Here is a 19,853-nt window from a genome sequence, read left to right on the forward strand (position 1 = left end):
CACCACCGTCGGCCCGGCCGGCCCGGGCGCCGGTTCCGCGCACGGCGACGACATCATCTGGGACTGACGTCCCGTCACTCTCCTGACACCGAAGGGGAACGGGCGATGCCCATCATCAGAACGCCGCAGGAGTTCAACGAGGACGAACTCTTCGTCGACCTCCGGGCGATGTTCGACTACCCGCTGTACCTCAAGTGCGAGGGCTTCAACTTCGCCGGCTCCGTCAAGCTCAAGGCGGCTCTCAGCATGGTCGACGCGGCCGAGCGGGACGGCCGGCTGAACCGGGACTCCGTCCTGGTGGAGTCCTCCTCGGGGAACCTGGGGATGGCGCTGAGCATGATCGCCTCCGTCCGGGGCTATCAGTTCATCTGCGTCGTCGACCCACGTACGAACTTGTCCACCCGGCAGCTGATCGAAACACTCGGCGGCAAAGTCCACATGATCACCGAGCCGTCGCCGGAGACCGGCTTCCTCGGTGCCCGGCTGGACTTCGTCCGCGAGCTGTGCGCCTCCTCGCCGCGCTACGTCTGGCTCAACCAGCACGCCAACCCGGACAACTGGCGCGCCCACTACCGCACCACCGCGCCGTCGATCCACCGCCAGTTCCCGGACCTCGACCTGCTGTTCGTCGGCGCCGGGACCACCGGCACGCTGATGGGCTGCGCCCGCTACTTCAAGGAGCACCGGCCGGACACCCGGATCGTCGCGGTGGACAGCGTCGGCTCGGTCACCTTCGGCGGCGAGCCCGGCCCGCGGATGCTCCCCGGCCTGGGCGCCGGCGTCCGGCCGGCCCTGCTGGACGAGAGCTTCGTCGACGACGTGGTGCACGTGCCCGAACTGGACACCGTCCGCACCTGTCACCGACTGGCCCGCGGCGGCTTCCTGTTCGGCGGCTCCACCGGGACGGTGGTCAGCGGGGCCACGGCCTGGCTGGCGGAGCACCGGCTCGGCCAGGACGTGGTCGCCGTCGCCGTCTCGCCGGACCTGGGCGACCGCTACCTCGACACCATTTACCAGAGCGCCTGGGTGCGCGACATCTACGGCGCCGACGCGCTCGATGCCGTAGACCGCCGTACGCCGCCCAACGCCATTGCCACGGGGGTAAGATGACGATGCGTCATACAGCGCTGTTTTCTGAATTTCCTGAACCGGGGCGGCCCGGAGAACTGCCGCTGTCCGACGCCCAGCGCGAGATGTGGTTCGCCCAGCAGCTGGACCCGGGCAACCCGGTGTTCACCATGGCGGACGTCCTGGAGCTGACCGGCCCGCTGGACCACGAGCGGCTGCGGGCCGCCTGGCAGCGCGTGCAGAACCGCACCGAGTGCCTGCGGGTGCGCTTCGCCGAGCGCGACGGCCTGCCGGTGCAGATCGTCGAACCGCCCCGCGAGCGTCCCCTCCCGGTGCTCAACCTGACCGGCGAGCCCGACCCGCGCGCGGCAGCCGAAGCGTTCCTGGAGTCCGAGGGACGCCGTCCGTCCACCCTCGGCCCCGACGCCTTCGCCGCCACCCTCGTCCTGATCGGCCCCGAACTGGCCTGGCTGTACGTCCGGGCCAACCACATCCTGGTCGACGGGTTCAGCCGCGCCCTGGTCTACCGCCGGCTCGCCGCCGAGTACGACCTGCCCGACGCCGAGCCCGCCGTCGACCCGACCCTCGCCGAACTGCTCGCCGAGGAGCGCGACTACCTCGCCTCCCCCGCCCACCAGCGCGACCGCGCCTACTGGGCCGAGCGGCTGGCCGACGGCATCGAACCCACCGTGCTCTCCGGCCACCTCGGCCCGCCCGCCCGCCACACCCTGCGCAGCACCGGCCTGATCCCCGCCGCCACCGTCACCAGGCTGCAGGACGCCGCCTGGGCCGAGCGGGTCACCTGGCAGACCCTGCTGATCGGCGCCACCGCCGGCTGCCTCGCCCAACTCTGCGGCACCGACCGGGTCGTGCTCACCCTCCCGGTCGCCGCCCGCACCACCCCGCTCGCCCAGTCCGTCCCCGGCATGCGCGCCAACTTCCTGCCGCTGCCGCTCGACGCCCACCCCGCGCTCGGCCGCGACGGCCTGCTCACCCAGGTCGCCGCGGCTCTGCGCGGCACGCTGCGCCACCAGCGCCACCGGCACGACGCGATCCGCCGCGAGCTCGGGCTCACCGGCGACGCCGGCCGCACCTTCGGCCCCGCCGTCAACGTGCTGCAGACCGGCGGCGAGTTCGCCCTCGGCGACTGCCGCGCCCTGGTCCGCAACCTGTCCACCGGCCCCGTCCCGGACCTCCAGATCCTCTTCCTGGACAGCGGCGAGGACGGCTGCGAGCTGCGCGTCGACGGCGACGCCGACCGCTACCCGCAGGAGCGCCTCGACCTCTTCCGGGACGCCCTGCTCGGCTACCTGGAGGAGTTCTCGACCGTCTCCACCGAGCTGCCGGTCGGCCGGATCACCGCGCTGCCCGCCGCCGAGCGCGAGCGCGTCCTGGTCGAGTGGAACAGCTACGGGCAGCAGCCCGAGGCCTTCACCGACGTGGTGCCCCGGATCCGCGCGCTCGCCCAGGCCCGTCCCGGCGCCGTCGCCGTCCAGGACGACGCCGGCCGGCTCGACTACGCCGAGCTGGTCGCCCGGGCCAGCGCGCTCTCCCGCCGGCTGCTCGCCGCCGGCGCCGGACCGGACCGGCTGGTGGCGATCGCCGCCGCCCCCGGCACCGGCTTCGTCACCGCCGTCCTCGGCGTGCTCGGCGCCGGGGCCGCCTGGCTCCCGCTGGACGTCCAGGCCCCGGCCGCCCGCGGCGCGGCGCTGGTCGAGGCCGCGGGCGCCGCCGTCCTGCTGCACGGCGAGGACCAGCGGCCGTACGCCGACACCCTGCTCGGCGCCCTGCCGCAACGCCCCGCCGTGCTCGCCCTCGACGACGCCCGCGACCAGGAGCTGCTGGCGCCCGCCGGCGGCCCCGCCGAACTCGCCTACGTCATCTACACCTCGGGCTCCACCGGCCGCCCCAAGGGCGCCATGGTGCACCGCGACGGCATGGTCAACCACCTGCTCGCCAAGCACGCCGACCTGGAACTGTCCGAGGCCGACACCGTGGTGCACAACGCCCCGGTCACCTTCGACATCTCGGTCTGGCAGATGCTCAGCCCGCTGGTCGCGGGCGGCCGGCTGCGGGTGGTCTCCCGCGAGCTCGCCGCCGACCCGGGCGCCCTGTTCGCGCTCGCCGACGCCGAGGGCGTCACCGTGCTGGAGGTCGTCCCCTCGCTGCTGCGCGCCGCCCTGGACTCCTGGGAGGCCGGCGCCCCGCTGCCCGCGCTGCCCGCGCTGCGCCGGCTGGTGGTCACCGGCGAGGCGCTGCCCGCCGACCTGGCCCGCCGCTGGTTCGCGCTGCGCCCCGGCATCCCGCTGGTCAACGCCTTCGGGCCGACCGAGTGCTCGGACGACGTCACCCACGCCCTGATCGGCTCCCCCGCGGAGCTGGACTCGGTGCGCGCCCCGATCGGCCGCCCGGTCCGCGACACCCGGCTCTACGTCCTCGGCGACTCGCTCCAGCCCGTCCCGGCCGGCCAGCCCGGCGAACTGTACGTGGGCGGGCGCGGCGTCGGCCGCGGCTACCTGAACGACCCGCGGCGCACCGCCGGGGCCTTCGTCGCCGACCCGTACGCGGCCGCGCCCGGCTCCCGGATGTACCGCACCGGCGACCGGGTGGTGCACCGCGGCGACGGCCAACTGGAGTTCCTAGAGCGGGTCGACCACCAGGTCAAGATCCGCGGCCACCGGATCGAGCCCGGCGAGGTCGAGGCCGCGCTGCGCGCCGTCCCCGGCGTCGCCGACGCGGTGGTCACCGTCGCCCGCGACCCCTCCGGCGGCGCCCGGCTGGTCGCCCACCTGACCGGCGGTGCCGACCCGGCCGCCGTCCGCACCGAACTCGCCCGGGTGCTGCCCGACTACATGGTCCCGGCCGTGCTGGTGCCGCTGGCGGCGCTGCCGCTGACCCCCAACGGCAAGGTGGACCGCAAGGCCCTGCCCGTCCCGGACTTCGGCGCGCTGCGCGGCGAGCGGCGGGCCCCGGCCACCGAGCGCGAGGCGCTGCTGTGCGCGCTGTTCGCCGAGGTGCTCGAGCTGGACGGGGTCGGCGCCGACGACGACTTCTTCGCGCTCGGCGGGCACTCGCTGCTGGCCGGCCGGGTGGTCACCGGGCTGCGTGCCCGGCTCGGCGTCGAACTGCCGATCCGCACCCTGTTCGAGGCGCCCACCCCGGCCGCGCTGGCCCTCGCCCTGGACGGCGCCGCGCCGGCCCGGGAGGAGCTCACCGCCGGCCCGCGGCCGGAGCGCATCCCGCTCTCCCCCGGGCAGCAACGGCTCTGGTTCCTCAGCCAGTTGGACGCGGCCGGGGCCACCTACCACCTGTCCCACGCGGTCCGGCTGACCGGCCCGCTGGAGCGGGCGGCGCTCGCCGAGGCACTGGCCGACGTGGTCGCCCGGCACGAGAGCCTGCGCACCGTCTTCCCCGCCGAGGACGGGCGCCCGCACCAGCTGGTGCTGCCGGTCGGCGAGGCCTGCCCCGAGCTGCCCGTGGTGCCGTTCACCGGCCGCCCGGCCGAGGAGCTGGACGCCGAACTGGCCGCCCGGGCCGGTGCCCCCTTCGACCTGGCCGTCGAACCGCCGCTGCGCGCGGTGCTGTTCGAGACCGGTGTCGAGGAGCACGTGCTGCTGCTGGTGCAGCACCACATCGCGGCCGACGGCTGGTCGGTGCGCCCGCTGGTCGACGGCCTGCAGACCGCCTACCGCGCCCGGCTGGCCGGGCGGGCCCCGGCCTGGGCCGAACTGCCCGTCCAGTACGCCGACTACACTCTCTGGCAGCGCCGCCTGCTCGGCGAGCCGGACGACCCGGCGAGTCTGATGAGTCGTCAGCTCGACTACTGGGCCACCCAGTTGGCCGGGCTCCCGGAGGAACTGGCACTGCCGGTGGACTTCCCGCGGCCGGCCGTACCCAGTTACCGGGGCGCAACCGTGCCGCTGCGGCTGGACGCCGGGGCGCACCGCGCCCTGGCCGAGCTGGCCCGGTCCACCGGCGCCAGCCCGTTCATGGTGGTGCAGGCGGCGCTGGCCGTACTGCTCGGCAAGCTCGGCGCCGGCACCGACATCCCGCTCGGCACCCCGGTCGCCGGACGCACCGACGGCGCCCTGGACGACCTGGTCGGCTTCTTCGTCAACACCCTGGTGCTGCGCACCGACCTGTCCGGCGACCCGACCTTCCGCGAACTGGTCGGCCGGGCCCGGGAGACCGTGCTGACCGCCCTGGCCCACCAGGACGTGCCCTTCGAGAAGCTGGTCGACCGGCTCGGCGCCGGGCGCTCGCTGGCCCGCCAGCCGCTCTTCCAGGTGATGCTCGCCTTCCAGAACAACGCCGGGGCCCGCCCCGAGCTGCCCGGGATCACCGCCGAGGTCAGCCCGGTCGGCAACGGCACGGCCAAGTTCGACCTGGCCTTCGAACTGGTCGAGCGGTACGGCGCCAGCGGCGAGCCGGACGGCCTCACCGGCACCCTGGAGTACAGCACCGACCTGTTCACCGAGCGGACGGCCCAGGGCCTGGCGGACCGCCTGACCCACCTGCTCGGCCTGCTGGCCGGCGAGCCCGACCGGCCGCTCAGCGGCCTGGACGCCCTGCTGCCCGAGGAGCGCGAGCGGCTGCTCGGCTCCTGGAGCGGGGCCGCCACCCCGACCACCGTCGGCGCGGTCCAGCTGCCGGCGCTGTTCCAGGAGCGGGCGCACCGCGCACCCGAGCGGCCCGCGCTGCGCTGGTTCGAGGACGGCGCCGTGCGCGCCGAGGTCGGCTACGGCGAGCTCAACGAGCGCGCCAACCGGCTCGCCCACCACCTGATCGCCCTGGGCGCGGGCCCCGGACGGATCGTCGCCCTGGCGCTGCCGCGCACGGTCGACGCGGTCGTCGCGGTGCTCGCGGTCCTCAAGACGGGCGCGGCCTACCTGCCGGTCGACCCGGCGTACCCGCGCGAGCGGATCGCCTACCTGCTGACCGACTCCGCCCCGCTGGCCGTGCTCGGCCACGGCTCGGTGGCCGGGCGGCTGCCGGAGCAGCAGGACGCACCAGTGCTGCTGCTGGACGACCCGGCGACCGCCGCCGCGATCGCCGCCGCCCCCGCGCACGACCCGACGGACGCCGAACGGACCGCCCCGCTGGGGCCGGACCACCCGGCGTACGTGATCTACACCTCCGGCTCCACCGGCCGCCCCAAGGGCGTGCTGGTGCCGCACCGGGCGGTGGCCGCGCTGGCCGCCGAGCACGACCGCTTCGGCGTCGGCGAGGGCACCCGGCTGCTCCAGTTCGCCTCGTTCAGCTTCGACGCCGCCGCCTGGGAGCTGCTCACCGCGCTGCTGAGCGGCGCCGTCCTGGTGCTGGCCGCGGAGGCCGACCGGGCGCCCGGCGAGCCGCTCGCCGAGCTGGTCGCGACGGCCGGCATCGAGGTGGTCTGCCTGCCGCCGACGGTGCTCGCCGCCTGGCCCGCCCGGCTGCCGATGCCCGAGGGGCTGACCCTGATCACGGCCGGCGAGGCCTGCCCGCCCGAGCTGGTCGAGCGCTGGTCCGCGGGCCGGCGGATGCTCAACGCGTACGGCCCGACCGAGACCACGGTCTGCGCCACCGTCAGCGAACCACTGGCCGGAGCGGTCAAGCCGCCGATCGGCCGACCGCTGGCCGGCGCCCGGGTGTACGTGCTGGACGAGGCCCTGCGGCCTGTCCCGCCGGGCGTGATCGGCGAGCTGTACGTGGCCGGCGCCGGGGTGGCCCTGGGCTACCTGCACCGGCCGGAGCTCACCGCCCAGCGCTTCACCGCCGACCCGTACGCCGACTCGTACGGCGGCTCGAACGGCGGCTCGAACGACCGGATGTACCGCACCGGGGACCTGGTGCGCTGGACGGCCGACGGCCAGCTGGACTACGTCGGCCGGGTCGACGAGCAGGTCAAGCTGCGCGGCTTCCGGATCGAGCTCGGCGAGATCGAGACCGCGCTGCTCGCGCAGCCGGGCGTCGAGCAGGCCGCCGCGATCGTCCGCGAGGACCGCCCCGGGGACAAGCGGCTGGTCGCCTACGTGACCCCGGCCGGCCTGCCGGTCGGCGAGCTGCGCGCCGCACTCGCCGCGGAGCTGCCCGACTACCTGGTGCCCTCCGCGTTCGTCCCGCTGGAGACCCTGCCGCTGACCGGCAACGGCAAGCTGGACCGCCGGGCGCTGCCCGCGCCCGACTACGCCGCCGCCTCCACCGGCCGGGCCCCGGCCGACGCCCGGGAGGCCGCGTTCTGCGCGGTCTTCGCCGAGGTGCTCGGACTGCCCGGGGTCGGCGCCGACGACGGGTTCTTCGACCTGGGCGGCGACAGCATCGTCTCCATCCAGCTGGTCAGCCGGGCCCGCGCGGCCGGGCTGGTGGTCACCGCGCAGGACGTCTTCACCCACCGGACCCCGGCGGCGCTGGCCGTGGTGGCCCGCGACGCCGAGGGGCCGGAGGCGGTCGCCACGGTCGGTACCGAGGACGGCGTCGGCCCGCTGGGCCAGCTGCCGATCGGGCACTGGCTGCGCGAGCTCGGCGGGCCGGTGGACGGCTTCCACCAGGCCGTGCTGGTCCGCACCCCGGCCGACGCCACCCGGGAGTCGCTCACCGCGGCCCTCCAGGCCCTGCTGGACCACCACGACGGGCTGCGGCTGCGGCTGCTGCCGGACTGGTCGCTGCTGATCGGCGAGCCCGGCACGGTCGACGCGGGCGCGCTGCTCTCCGTCCTGGACGGCCCGGCGGCCGACTGGCCCGCCGAGGCGGTCGCCAACCGCGAGCGGCTGGCGCCGTACCAGGGCGGGATGGTCCGGGCGCTCTGGCACCCGGCCGGCCGCGAGCTGCTGCTCACCCTGCACCACCTGGTGGTCGACGGGGTGTCCTGGCGGGTGCTGCTGCCCGACCTGGCCCGCGCCCACGCGGCCGTACTGGCCGGCGAGCCGGTCCGGCTGCAGCCGGTCGGCACCTCGCTGCGGCACTGGTCCGGGCTGCTGGAGCGGACCGCGAGCACGCCCGAGGTGCGCGCCCAACTCGACTGGTGGCGCGCCGAGTCGGCCGGCGGGCAGGCCCCGCTCGGCCACCGGGCCGCCGACCCGGCGGTGGACACCGCGGCCACCGCCCGGACGCTGCACCGCGTCCTGGACACCGACACCACGGCGGCGCTGCTCACCGAGGTCACCGGGGCGTTCCACGCCGAGGTGAACGACGTGCTGCTGACCGCCCTGGCGCTGGCCGTCGCCGACTGGCGGCGGCGCACCGGACGGCCCGAGGGCGCTGTCCCGGTGGAGCTGGAGGGCCACGGGCGCGAGGAGTTCGCCCCCGGCGTGGACCTGTCCCGCACGGTCGGCTGGTTCACCACCGCCTACCCGCTGCGGCTCGACCCGGGCCCGGTGGACCTGGCGGAGGCGCTGGCCGGCGGTCCGGCCGCCGGGCACAGCCTCAAGCTGGTCAAGGAGCACCTGCGGATGGTGCCCGGACACGGGCTCGGCTGGGGCCTGCTGCGGTACCTGGACAAGCCCGGCCCGGACGGGCACGGCGCCGATGAGCTGTCCGGCGCCGCCCGGCCGCAGCTCGGCTTCAACTACCTGGGCCGGCTGCCCGCGCCCACCGGCGAGGACTGGTCGCTGACCGAGCAGTCCGCCGCGCTGGCCGCCGGATCCGACCCGGGGATGCCGCTGCCGCACGTCCTGGACGTCAACGCGGTGACCGAGGACGGCCCGGACGGACCGCGGCTGAGCGCCCGCTGGACCTGGGCCGGCCAGGCGCTGGCACAGGCCGACGCCGAGGCCGTGGCCGACGGCTGGTTCACCGCCCTGCGGGCCCTGGTGAAGCACACCCGGGAGCCCGGCGCCGGCGGCTGGACACCGTCCGACCTCGACCTGGTGGCACTCAGCCAGGACGAGATCGACGAATTCGAGGACGAGATGAACGACTGGGGGGACGAGCTGTGACCACGGCCTCGGCCGAGCCCCGCACCGGGCGACGCCCCGGACGGAGCTCCAATCTGAGCGACATCCTGCCGGTGGCACCGCTGCAGGAAGGACTGATGTTCCACGCGCAGTACCACCGCGAGGAACTTGACGTCTACACCGTGCAGTTGGTGCTGGACCTGGCCGGCGACCTGGACCCGGCCCGGCTCCGCGGGGCGGTCACCGCCCTGCTGGAGCGGCACCCCAACCTGCGGGCCGCGTTCCGCTACCGCAAGAACGGCGACCCGGTGCAGATCGTGCCGCGCGAGGTCGCGCTGGACTGGCGCGAGGTCGACCTGCGGGACACGCCCGCCGCGGCCGACGAGCTGGCCGAAGCCGACCGGCTGCGCCCCTTCGACCTGGCCCGCCCGCCGCTGCTGCGGTTCAGCCTGCTGCGGCTGGGCGACCGGGAGCACCGGCTGGTGCTGACCTCCCACCAGATCCTGTTCGACGGCTGGTCCATGCCGGTCGTGGTGCGCGAACTGTTCGCCTGCTACGCCGACGGCGGCGCCTCGCTGCCCCGCCCCGCCCCGTACAAGTCCTACCTGGCCCACCTGGCCCGGCAGGACCGGGCAGCGGCCGAGGCGGCCTGGACGGCCGCGCTGGACGGCTTCACCGAGCCCACCCGGCTGTCCGGCACGGCCGCCGCCCAACCCGGCCGGCGCGACATGCCCGCCGAGCCCGGCCGGCGCGGCATGCCCGGCGAGCACGCCGTCGAGCTGGACGCCCGGGAGTTCGCCGCGCTCACCGGCTGGGCCCGCACCCGCGGGCTGACCGTCAACACCGTGGTGCAGGGCGCCTGGGCGACCGTGCTGGGCACCCTCACCGGGCTGCGCGACATCGTCTTCGGCGGCACCGTCTCCGGCCGCCCGCCGGAGCTGCCCGGCGTCGAGGGCATGGTCGGCCTGTTCATCAACACCCTGCCGGTCCGGGTCGACCTGGACCCGGCGCAGAGCTTCACCGAGCTGCTGTCCGCACTCCAGGACCGCCAGTCCCTGCTGCTCCCGCACCAGCACCTCGGCCTCGACACCATCCAGCGCAACGCCGGGGTCGGCGACCTCTTCGACACCGTGCTGGTCTTCGAGAACTACCCGCTCGACCCGCAGGCGCTGGCCGGCGAGGTCGCCGGACTGCGGCTGACCGGCCTCAAGGCCGGCGACGCCAACCACTACCCGCTCAGCCTGATGGCGCTGCCCGGCGAGCGGCTGCGCCTCCAGATCGGCTACGACACCGCCCGGTTCACCCCGGCCGAGGCCGCCGTCGTCGCCGAGCGGCTGCTGCACGTGCTGCGCACCGCCCAGGCCGAGCCGGACCGCCCGCTCGGGCAGCTGGACCTGCTGCTGCCCGGCGAACGCGCCCGGCTGGCCGTCCCCGCCCCGGAGCCGGCCGAAACCGACCCGTGGACGGACGTGGTGGCGCGGGTCCAGGAGTTCGCCCTGACCACCCCGGACGCCGTCGCCGTCTCCGACGGCACCGAACGGCTCGGCTACCGCGAACTGGCCGCCCGGGCCGGCGCCGTGTCCCGGGCCCTGACCCGGGCCGGCGCCGGGACCGGTCCGGTCGGGGTGCTGGCCCCGCCCGGCTGCGGCTTCGTCACCGCCGTCCTCGGCGTGCTCGGCGCCGGCGCGGCCTGGCTGCCGCTGGACGTCACCGCGCCGGTCGCACGCGCCGCCGTACTGGCCGCCGAGGCCCGGATCAGCGCCCTGCTGGTCGGACCCGGCGAGCGCGCCCTGGCCGCCGAACTGCTGGCCGGGGCCGGCCTGGACGTCCCAGTGCTGGAACTCGGAACGGACACCGCCAAGCGGCCGCCCGCCCCGCGCGGCACCGGCGACGACCTGGCGTACGTCATCTTCACCTCGGGCTCCACCGGCCGCCCCAAGGGCGCCATGGTGCACCGGGCGGGCATGGTCAACCACCTGCTCGCCAAGGTCGCCGACCTGGAACTGGACGGGCGCACCGTGCTGGTCCACAACGCCCCGGTCACCTTCGACATCTCGGTCTGGCAGATGCTCGCCGCGCTGGTCGTCGGCGGGCGGCTGCGGGTCACCGGCCGCGAGCTCGCCGCCGACCCGCAGGCCCTGTTCGGCCTGGTCGCCCCCGAGGGCGTCACCGTGCTGGAGGTCGTCCCCTCGCTGCTGCGCACCGCCCTGGACAGCTGGGACGACGGCGCCGAGCCGCCCGTCCTGGACGGGCTGCGCAAGCTGGTCGTCACCGGCGAGGCGCTGCCGGCCGACCTGGCGCACCGCTGGTTCGCCCGCTACCCGGCGATCCCGCTGGTCAACGCGTACGGGCCGACCGAGTGCTCGGACGACGTCACCCATGCCGTGATCGGCTCCCCGGCCGAGCTGGACTCGGTGCGCGCCCCGATCGGCCGGGCCGTGCGCGGCACCGGACTGTACGTCCTGGACGACGCGCTGCGCCCCGTCCCGGACGGCGTCCCCGGCGAGCTGTACGTGGGCGGGCGCGGCGTCGGCCGCGGCTACCTCGACCAGCCCGGCCGCACCGCCGCGGTGTTCGTCGCCGACCCGTTCAGCCCGCTGCCGGGCGCCCGGATGTACCGCACCGGCGACCGGGTGATCCGGCGGCCGGACGGGCAGCTGGAGTTCCTGGAGCGGGTCGACCACCAGGTCAAGATCCGCGGCCACCGGATCGAGCCCGGCGAGGTCGAGGCCGCGCTGCGCTCGATCGAGCAGGTCGGCGACGCCGTGGTGGTGGTCCGCCGCGGCGGGGCCGGCGACGCCCGGCTGGTCGGCTACCTGACCGGCCCGGTCGACCCGGCCCGCTGCCGGGCCGCGGCCGCCGCGCTGCTGCCCGAGTACATGGTGCCCTCCGCCCTGGTGGTGCTGGACGCCCTGCCGCTGACCCCCAACGGCAAGGTGGACCGCAAGGCGCTGCCCGAGGTCGACCTCACCGCCCCGACCGGCCGCGGCCCGCGCACCCCGCAGGAGGAGGTGCTCTGCGCCGCCTTCGCCGAGGTGCTCGACCGGCCCGCCGTCGGCATCGACGAGGACTTCTTCCAGCTCGGCGGCCACTCGCTGCTCGCCACCCGGCTGGTCAGCCGGGTGCGCACGCTGCTCGGCGCCGAACTGGCGCTGCGCACCGTGTTCGAGGCGCCCACCGTGGCCGCCCTGGCCGGCCGGCTCACCCAGGACGCCGTCCGCCCCGCGCTGGCCACCGGGGCCCGCCCGGAGCTGCTGCCGCTGTCGTACGCCCAGCAGCGGCTCTGGTTCCTGGACCGGCTGGAGGGCCCCTCCGCCACCTACAACCTGCCGTGGACGCTGCGGCTGCGCGGCCCGCTGGACCGCGCCGCGCTGGCCGCCGCGCTGACCGACGTGGTCGGGCGGCACGAGAGCCTGCGCACCGTCTTCCCGGACCGCGACGGCCTGCCGTACCAGCTGGTCCTCCCGGTCGAGCGGGCCGCCGTCGAGCTGCCCGTCCGCGAACTGCCCGAGGCTGAACTCGCCGGGGCCGCGGCGGAGTTCGCCGCCGTCGGCTTCGACCTTGCGAACCTGCCGCCGATCCGCGCCACCCTGCTCGCGGCCGGCCCCGAGGACCACCTGCTGGTCGTGGTGATCCACCACATCGCGGGGGACGGCTGGTCCAACGGGCCGCTCGCCCGCGACCTCTCCACCGCCTACGCCGCCCGGCTGGCCGGCCGCGCGCCCGCCTGGACGCCGCTGCCGGTGCAGTACGCCGACTACGCGCTCTGGCAGCGCGAACTGCTCGGCGCCGAGGACGACCAGGAGTCCCTGCTCAACCGCCAGACCGCCTACTGGAAGGAGCAGTTGGCCGGGCTGCCGGAGGAGCTCCAGCTCCCGGTGGAGGCCCCCCGCCGGGCCACCGCCGGCTACCGCGGCGCCGCCGTCCGCTTCACCGTCCCCGCCGAACTGCACCAGCGGGCGGTCGCCCTGGCCCGGCAGAGCGGGGCCAGCCTGTTCATGGTGCTCCAGGCCGCGCTGGCCACCCTGTACGGCAAGCTCGGCGCCGGTCAGGACATCCCGCTCGGCACCCCGATCGCGGGCCGCACCGACGACGCCCTGGACGACCTGGTCGGCATGTTCGTCAACACCCTGGTGCTGCGCACCGACCTCTCCGGCGACCCGACCTTCCGCGAACTGCTGGACCGGGTGAAGGCCGTCGACCTGGCCGCCTACGCCCACCAGGACCTGCCGTTCGAGAAGCTGGTCGACGCCCTCGGCCCGGAGCGCGCCCACGGCCGCAACCCGCTGTTCCAGACCCTGCTGGCCCTGCACAACAACGCCGCCGCCCGGCTGGAGCTGCCCGGCGTCACCGCCGAGGCGGGCGCGGCCGAGCTCGGCGTGGCCCGGCTCGACCTGTGCTTCGAACTCGCGGAGCTCACCGGCCCGGACGGCCCCGGCGGCCTGACGGGCCGGCTGGAGTACAGCACCGACCTGTTCGGCGCGGCCGGCGCCCAGCGGCTGACCGACCGGCTGGTGCACCTGCTGGGCGAGCTGGTCGACCGGCCGGACCGTCCGATCGGCGCCGCCCCGGTGCTGCTGCCCGGCGAACGGGAGGAGCTGCTCGCCCTCGGCGACGGCGCCGCCGCCCTCGGCGAGGGGCAGTCGCTGGCCGCCCTGCTGGAGGCCGTCGCGGACGCCCACCCGGACGCGATCGCGCTCGAATTCCCGGGCCTGCAGCTCGACTTCGCCGAGCTGCACCGGCGGGCCAACCGGCTCGCCCGCGCGCTGGTCGCCCAGGGCGCGGAGCCGGACCGGCTGGTGGCGATCGCGCTGCCGCGCTCGGCCGACCTGGTGGTCGCCGCGCTGGCGGTGGTCAAGAGCGGCGCCGCCTACCTGCCGATCGACCCCACCTACCCGCCCGACCGGATCGCCGGGATGGTCAAGGACGCCCAGCCGGTGCTGACCGTCAGCACCGCCGCGGTGGCCGCCGCCGTCCCCGGCCTGGAGGCCGGCCGGCTCCTGCTGCTGGACGACCCGGATACCCGCGCCCGGGTCGACGAGCAGCCCCCGGAGCACCTGCGCCCGGCCGAACTGGCCGGCCCGGTGCGGCCCGAGCACGCCGCCTACGTCATCTACACCTCGGGCTCCACCGGGCGCCCCAAGGGCGTCGTGGTGCCGCGCGGCGCCCTGGTCAACCACCTGCTGGACTTCACCGAACGGATCGGCCTGGCCCCCGGGCGGACCCTGCTGGCGGTCACCACCTTCGGGTTCGACATCGCCAACCTGGAACTGTTCTGCCCGCTGCTCGGCGGCGCCCGGCTGGTGGTCGCCCCGCACGACACCGTCCGCGACCCGGACCTGCTCGCCGACCTCGCCCTGGCCACCGGGGCGGACGTCATGCAGGCCACCCCGACGCTGTGGCACGCCCTGGTCACCGCCCGGCCCGAAGCGCTCTCCGGGATCCACGTGCTCACCGGCGGCGAGGCCCTCGACCCGGCCCTGGCCGCCGCGCTGACCGGCGCCGCGGCGAAGGTCAGCAACCTGTACGGCCCGACCGAGACCACCATCTGGTCGCTCGTCGCCGACCTGCCGCCCGACCACACCGGCACCCCGCCGATCGGCCGCGCCCTGGCCGGCAACCGGATCCGACTGCTGGACGCCGCACTGCGCCCGGTGCCACCGGGGGTGGTCGGCGAGCTGTACCTGGCCGGCACCGGCCTCGCCCGCGGCTACCTGGACCGCCCCGGCCTGACCGCCGAACGCTTCACCGCCGACCCGTACGGGCCGCCCGGCTCCCGGATGTACCGCACCGGGGACCTCGCCCGCTGGCGGCCGGACGGCACGGTCGACTACCTCGGCCGGGTCGACCACCAGGTGAAGATCCGCGGCTTCCGGATCGAACTCGGCGAGATCGAGGCCGTCCTGACTGACCATCCGCTGGTCGAACGGGCTTCGGTGACCGACCGGGAGGACTCGCCCGGCGTCCGCCGACTGGTCGCCTACGTCGTCCCGGCCGGCCCGGAACGGCCCGAACCGGCCGCGCTGCGGGCCCACTTGGCCGCCGTACTGCCGGAGTACATGCTCCCGGCCGCCTACGTCCAGCTGGACGCCCTGCCGCTCACCCCGAACGGCAAGGTGGACCGCAAGGCGCTGCCCGCACCCGCGGCCGACGACCGGGCGGTGGCCCGCTCGGACGGCCGCGCGCCCGACGGGCCGGTCGAACGCGCCCTCGCCCGGGTCTTCGCCGAGGTGCTCGGCCTGGACCGGGTCGGGGCCGAGGACGGCTTCTTCGAGCTGGGCGGCGACAGCCTGAAATCGATCCAACTGGTCAGCCGCGCCCGCGCGGCCGGGCTCTCGCTCACCCCCGCCGACGTCTTCGCCCACCGCACCGTGGCCGGCCTGGCCCTGGTGGCCGGCAGGGCCGACGGCACGGTCGACGGCACCGGTGCGCCCGAGGACCCGTTCGCGCCGGTCCTGGCGGTCCGGCCGACCGGCGGCAGCCGCCCGCTGTTCTGCGTGCACGGCGCGGTCGGCCTCGGCTGGCCGTTCCTGACGCTCGCCGCGGAAATTGACGCGGACATTCCCGTGTACGCTTTCCAGACCGGCGCGCTACGCTCCCCGGAAAAGACCCCGGAGTCCGTCCGGGAAATCGCCGGAAAATATCTCGGCGAAATGCTGGAAATCCAGCCGGCCGGGCCCTATCGTATTCTCGGCTGGTCGTTCGGAGGGCTCGTCGCCCACGAGATCGCGGTCCAGCTGCAGGCCCGCGGCGAGCAGGTCGAACTGCTCGCCGACCTGGACGGCTACCCCGGGACCGGCGCGCCGGCCGAGGACGTACCGGACGACCGGGCCGTCCTCGCCGAACTGCTCGAACGGGCCGGCCTCCGCGGCGACGGCCCGCTCGACCTCGGCACCGCACGCCGACGCCTGGCCGAGGCCGGCAACGCGCTCGCGGAGCTGGACGAGACCGAGCTGGTCCGACTGCTCGGCGTGATCCGCACCCACAGCGCACTGGGCGAGGCCCACCGCCCCGGCCGCTTCCAGGGGGACCTCCTCCTGTTCGCGGCCACCCGGGGCCGCGCCCCGGGCGACCCGGACGAGGAGTCCTGGCAGGCGCACGTGACCGGCCGGATCCTCCGGCACCCGGTCGACAGCGACCACGACTCGATGCTCGAACCGGCGCCGGCCCGATCCATCGGAAAGACCCTCTCCGCCGCCCTCCGCAACGAATCCTGAAAAACCGCACCGAAATACCGGTGGCCACCCCGGAAATTCCGCCCCGGGGGCACTGCGCCCGAGCACCGGACGATTTCCGGGATTTCCGAAAGGACCGAGAAATCATGAGCAATCCGTTCGACGACGAGCAGGGCACCTTCCTCGTCCTCGCCAACCACGAGAACCAGCACAGCCTCTGGCCCGCCTTCGCGGAGGTCCCGGCCGGCTGGCGGACCGTCAAGGACACCTGCACCCGGCAGGAGGCGCTGGACCACATCGAGCGCACCTGGACCGACCTGCGCCCGCAGAGCCTGATCGACGCCACCGCCTGACCGGGCCGGGCACCACGACCCGAACAGCAGCAACCCGAACAGCAGCAACCCGAACAGCACCGACCAGAGCACCACCGATCCGAGCACCACCGATCCGACACCACCTGAGGAGCACCCATGAGCGCCGTCGCCATCGACGAGTCCAAGGTCCGCGAGATCGTCGCCGACTGCCTCGACCTCGAGCTGGACGAACTGACCCTCACCGACCACTTCATCGACCACTACGGCGCCGACTCGCTGAACGCCATCGAGGTCCTCGCCCGCCTGGAGAAGGAGTTCCACGTCACCATCCCGCAGGAGGAGCTGCCCAACATGGTCAACCTGGGCGCCGTGCTGGAGGTCCTGTCCCGGGCGACCGCCCGATGACCGCGCCGCAGCGCGTGGTGGTGACCGGCATCGGCGTCCTGTCGAGCATCGGCAACGGGGTCGAGGACTTCACCTCGGCCCTGCGCGAGGGCCGCTGCGGCGCCGGTCCGATCACCAGCTTCGACACCACCGGGTTCCTGCGCACCTCCGGCCACGAGGTCGAGGGTTTCGAGCCGGAGCAGTGGATCCACCGCCTCCCGGTCGAGGAGCTCGGCCGCGCCACCCAGTTCGCCGTCGCGGCGGCCCGGATGGCCGTCCGGGACGCCGGGCTCGACGAGCAGGAGCTCGCCGGGCTCCGCGCCCAGATCACCATCGGCACCACCGACGGCGAGGCGCCCGAGCTGGACAAGCTGATGGCGGAGTCGGTCGCCAACGGGCCGGAGCACCCGGCCGACCAGCTGGTGGCCGGCCGCCTGCCGGCCCACCAGCTGGCCCTGGCGATCGCCCGGGAGCTGCGGCTCCCCCGGGTCGTCCCGGCCGTCCTCGGCACCGCCTGCGCGGCCGGGAACTACGCGATCGGCGACGGCTTCGACGCCGTACGCACCGGCGAGGCGGACATCGCCGTCGTCGGCGGCGCGGACGCGATCTGCCGCCGCACCTTCGCCGGGTTCAGCCGGCTCGGCCTGGTCTCCTCCGACGTCTGCCGTCCGTTCGACGCGCACCGCGAAGGGCTCCTCACGGCCGAGGGCGCGGGGGTCCTCGTCCTGGAGACGCTCGACTCCGCCCGGCGCCGCGGCGCCCGGATCTACGCCGAACTGCTCGGCTACGGGCTCAACTGCGACGCCCACCACCCCACCGCCCCCGACCAGTCGAGCGTCGCCCGCTGCATGGAGCTGGCGCTCGACGACGCCGGGGTCAAGGCGGCCGAGGTGGACCTGGTCTCCGCCCACGGCACCGGCACCCCCACCAACGACATCACCGAGACCCGCGCGATCCGCGAGGTCTTCGGCGACACCCCGCCGCGCACCGTCGCCCTCAAGGCGATGCTCGGCCACTCGATGGGCGCGGCGAGCGCGCTCGGCGCGGCCGCCTCGGCGCTCGCGCTGGCCCACGGCTTCGTCCCGCCCACCGTCAACCACCGCACCACCGACCCCCAGTGCCAGATCGACTGCGTGCCCAACCACTCCGTCCCCGCGGACCTCCGGGTGGTGGTCAACAACGGACTGGCCTTCGGCGGCAACAACGCCTCCGTCGTCCTGGGGCGCCACGAGGAGGAGCCCAGCCGATGAGCGAGCGCACCAGCTCGACCACGATCCATCGGGACCGGCCGCTGATCACCGCATGGTCCGCGGTCTCCCCCTTCGGCCTCGGCCGCGACGCGTTCGCGGCCGGGGTCGGCCGGGGGCAACCGGCCTACCAGGTACCCGACTTCGAGCCCCGCAAGGTGCTCGGCAAGGCCGGTACCCGTACCTTCGACCGGGCCACCGGCCTGGCCGTCACCGCTGTCCGGGAACTGCTCGGCGAGGCCGAGGCCGCGCAGAGCCCGATCGCCACCGGCGGCGGCACCGCCCTCGTCCTCGGCACCACCCTCGGCAGCGCCCAGAGCGCCGCCGGGTTCAGCCGGGCCTCCTTCGAGGGCGACAAGCCCTACGACGTGCCCGCCCAGCTGATGCCGAACGTGCTGATGAACGGCCCGGCCGCGGCCACCGCCATCCGCTTCGACCTCAAGGGCCCCAACACCACCCTGGCCGGCGGCGCCGCGGGCGGCCTGCTCGCCCTCGGCTACGCCCGCCGCCTGCTGGCGGCCGGCCGCGCCGAACGCGCCCTGGTCGGCGCGGTGGAGGAGCAGTCCGAGACCCGCGAGTGGCTGGCCGGGGAGCGCGACCGGCCCGGCGGCGAGGGCAGCGCCGTCCTGCTGGTGGAGACCGCGCGGACCCTGCCGCCCGGCCGCCGGGTGCTGGCCGAACTGCTCGCCCTGGACGTCCGCCTGGACGTCGACGACGACCCGCAGGCGGCCCTGGCCGCCACCGTCCGGGACGCCCTCGCCCAGGCCGGCGCGACCCCCGAGCAGGTCTGGGCCGCGGCCGTCACCGGGCAGCCGGCCCGCGACCGACTCGCCGAGCTGGTCGGCTCCGAGGCCGTCGAGCGGGTCCCCGACCTGCTCGGCGACACCGGCTCCGCCGCGACCGTCTTCTCCCTCACCACCGTCCTGTCCCTGGCCGAGCACGACCCCGCGGCCGCCGGCCGCCTCGCCGTGATCGCCTCGCTCGACCACCAGGGCCTGGCCGCCTGCGCCGTCCTGCGCCTCACCGGCGGTGACCGATGAGCACTCCCGGCACCGTCCTGATCAGCGGCGGCTCCCGCGGCATCGGCAAGGCCGCCGCCCTGCGGCTCGCCGCCGAGGGGCACCCGGTCAGCTTCTGCTACCAGTCCGACCGGCAGGCCGCCGACCTCCTGGGCAAGGAGCTCGACGCCCTCGGCGCCGCTGTCCTGGCCGCGAAGGTCGACGTCACCGACGCCGCCGCCGTCCGGGCCTGGGTCACCCGTACCGAGGAGGAGCTCGGCCCGATCACCGTCGCCGTCGCGAGTGCCGGAATCACCCGCGACAAGCCGCTCCTCCTGATGTCCGACGACGACTGGCGGTCCGTCACCGACACCAACCTGACCGGCACCGCGAACCTCTGCCGCGCGGTGGCCTTCCCGATGGTCAAGCGCCGCGGCGGCTCGATCATCACCCTCAGCTCCGTCTCCGGCGTCTACGGCAACCCCGGCCAGAGCAACTACGCGGCCTCCAAGGCCGGCATCATCGCGCTCACCCGCGCCCTGGCCAAGGAGGTCGGCCGGTACGGGGTCCGGGTCAACGCCGTCGCCCCCGGCATGATCGAGACCGACATGACCTCGGTGCTCACCGACGCCCAACGCACCGACGCCCTCAAGCACATCCCGCTCGGCCGCTTCGGCACGGCGGACGAGGTGGCCGACTCGGTCGCCTTCCTGGCGGGCCCGCAGTCCGCCTACCTCACCGGCTCGGTCCTGCAGATCGACGGCGGAATCGTCCTGTGACCAGACGCACCGGACGC

The 19,853-nt window shown here is 75.5% G+C and carries 8 protein-coding genes; all 8 read left to right on the forward strand.

Annotated elements, in window-relative coordinates:
• The first annotated feature begins 105 nt into the window (after window positions 1-105).
• The 8 genes from sbnA to fabG all read left to right on the forward strand — a co-directional run bounded on the left by sbnA (window position 106) and on the right by fabG (window position 19,836).
• Window positions 106-1,110 (forward strand): 2,3-diaminopropionate biosynthesis protein SbnA, encoded by a 1,005-nt coding sequence (gene sbnA, locus AB0F71_RS33130; RefSeq protein WP_360242491.1) that lies wholly within the window; start codon window positions 106-108, stop codon window positions 1,108-1,110.
• Window positions 1,107-8,981, forward strand: coding sequence for an amino acid adenylation domain-containing protein (locus tag AB0F71_RS33135; RefSeq protein ID WP_360242494.1), 7,875 nt, complete (start codon window positions 1,107-1,109; stop codon window positions 8,979-8,981). The genes sbnA and AB0F71_RS33135 overlap by 4 nt, the downstream gene beginning before the upstream one ends.
• 71 nt (window positions 8,982-9,052) lie before the next feature.
• Complete coding sequence (locus AB0F71_RS33140) at window positions 9,053-16,156, forward strand: amino acid adenylation domain-containing protein (RefSeq protein WP_360242553.1); 7,104 nt, start codon at window positions 9,053-9,055, stop codon at window positions 16,154-16,156.
• Window positions 16,157-16,260: 104 nt separating this feature from the next.
• Window positions 16,261-16,467, forward strand: a complete 207-nt coding sequence (locus AB0F71_RS33145) for an MbtH family protein (RefSeq protein ID WP_360242497.1) — start codon at window positions 16,261-16,263, stop codon at window positions 16,465-16,467.
• A gap of 117 nt (window positions 16,468-16,584) precedes the next feature.
• A complete protein-coding gene (locus AB0F71_RS33150; RefSeq protein WP_360242500.1) occupies window positions 16,585-16,833 on the forward strand; it encodes an acyl carrier protein in 249 nt (82 codons plus the stop codon).
• On the forward strand, window positions 16,830-18,062 hold the full coding sequence (locus tag AB0F71_RS33155) for a beta-ketoacyl-[acyl-carrier-protein] synthase family protein (RefSeq protein WP_360242503.1): 1,233 nt from the start codon (window positions 16,830-16,832) through the stop codon (window positions 18,060-18,062). The genes AB0F71_RS33150 and AB0F71_RS33155 overlap by 4 nt, the downstream gene beginning before the upstream one ends.
• The gene (locus tag AB0F71_RS33160; protein ID WP_360242506.1) at window positions 18,059-19,099 is read left to right on the forward strand and encodes a beta-ketoacyl synthase N-terminal-like domain-containing protein; all 1,041 of its coding nucleotides are present in this window, start codon (window positions 18,059-18,061) and stop codon (window positions 19,097-19,099) included. Before AB0F71_RS33155 ends, AB0F71_RS33160 begins: the two co-directional genes overlap by 4 nt.
• On the forward strand, window positions 19,096-19,836 hold the full coding sequence (gene fabG, locus AB0F71_RS33165; protein WP_360242509.1) for a 3-oxoacyl-ACP reductase FabG: 741 nt from the start codon (window positions 19,096-19,098) through the stop codon (window positions 19,834-19,836). Before AB0F71_RS33160 ends, fabG begins: the two co-directional genes overlap by 4 nt.
• Window positions 19,837-19,853: the final 17 nt, after the last annotated feature.

This window comes from Kitasatospora sp. NPDC028055 (assembly GCF_040637885.1).
Lineage (GTDB): Bacteria > Actinomycetota > Actinomycetes > Streptomycetales > Streptomycetaceae > Kitasatospora.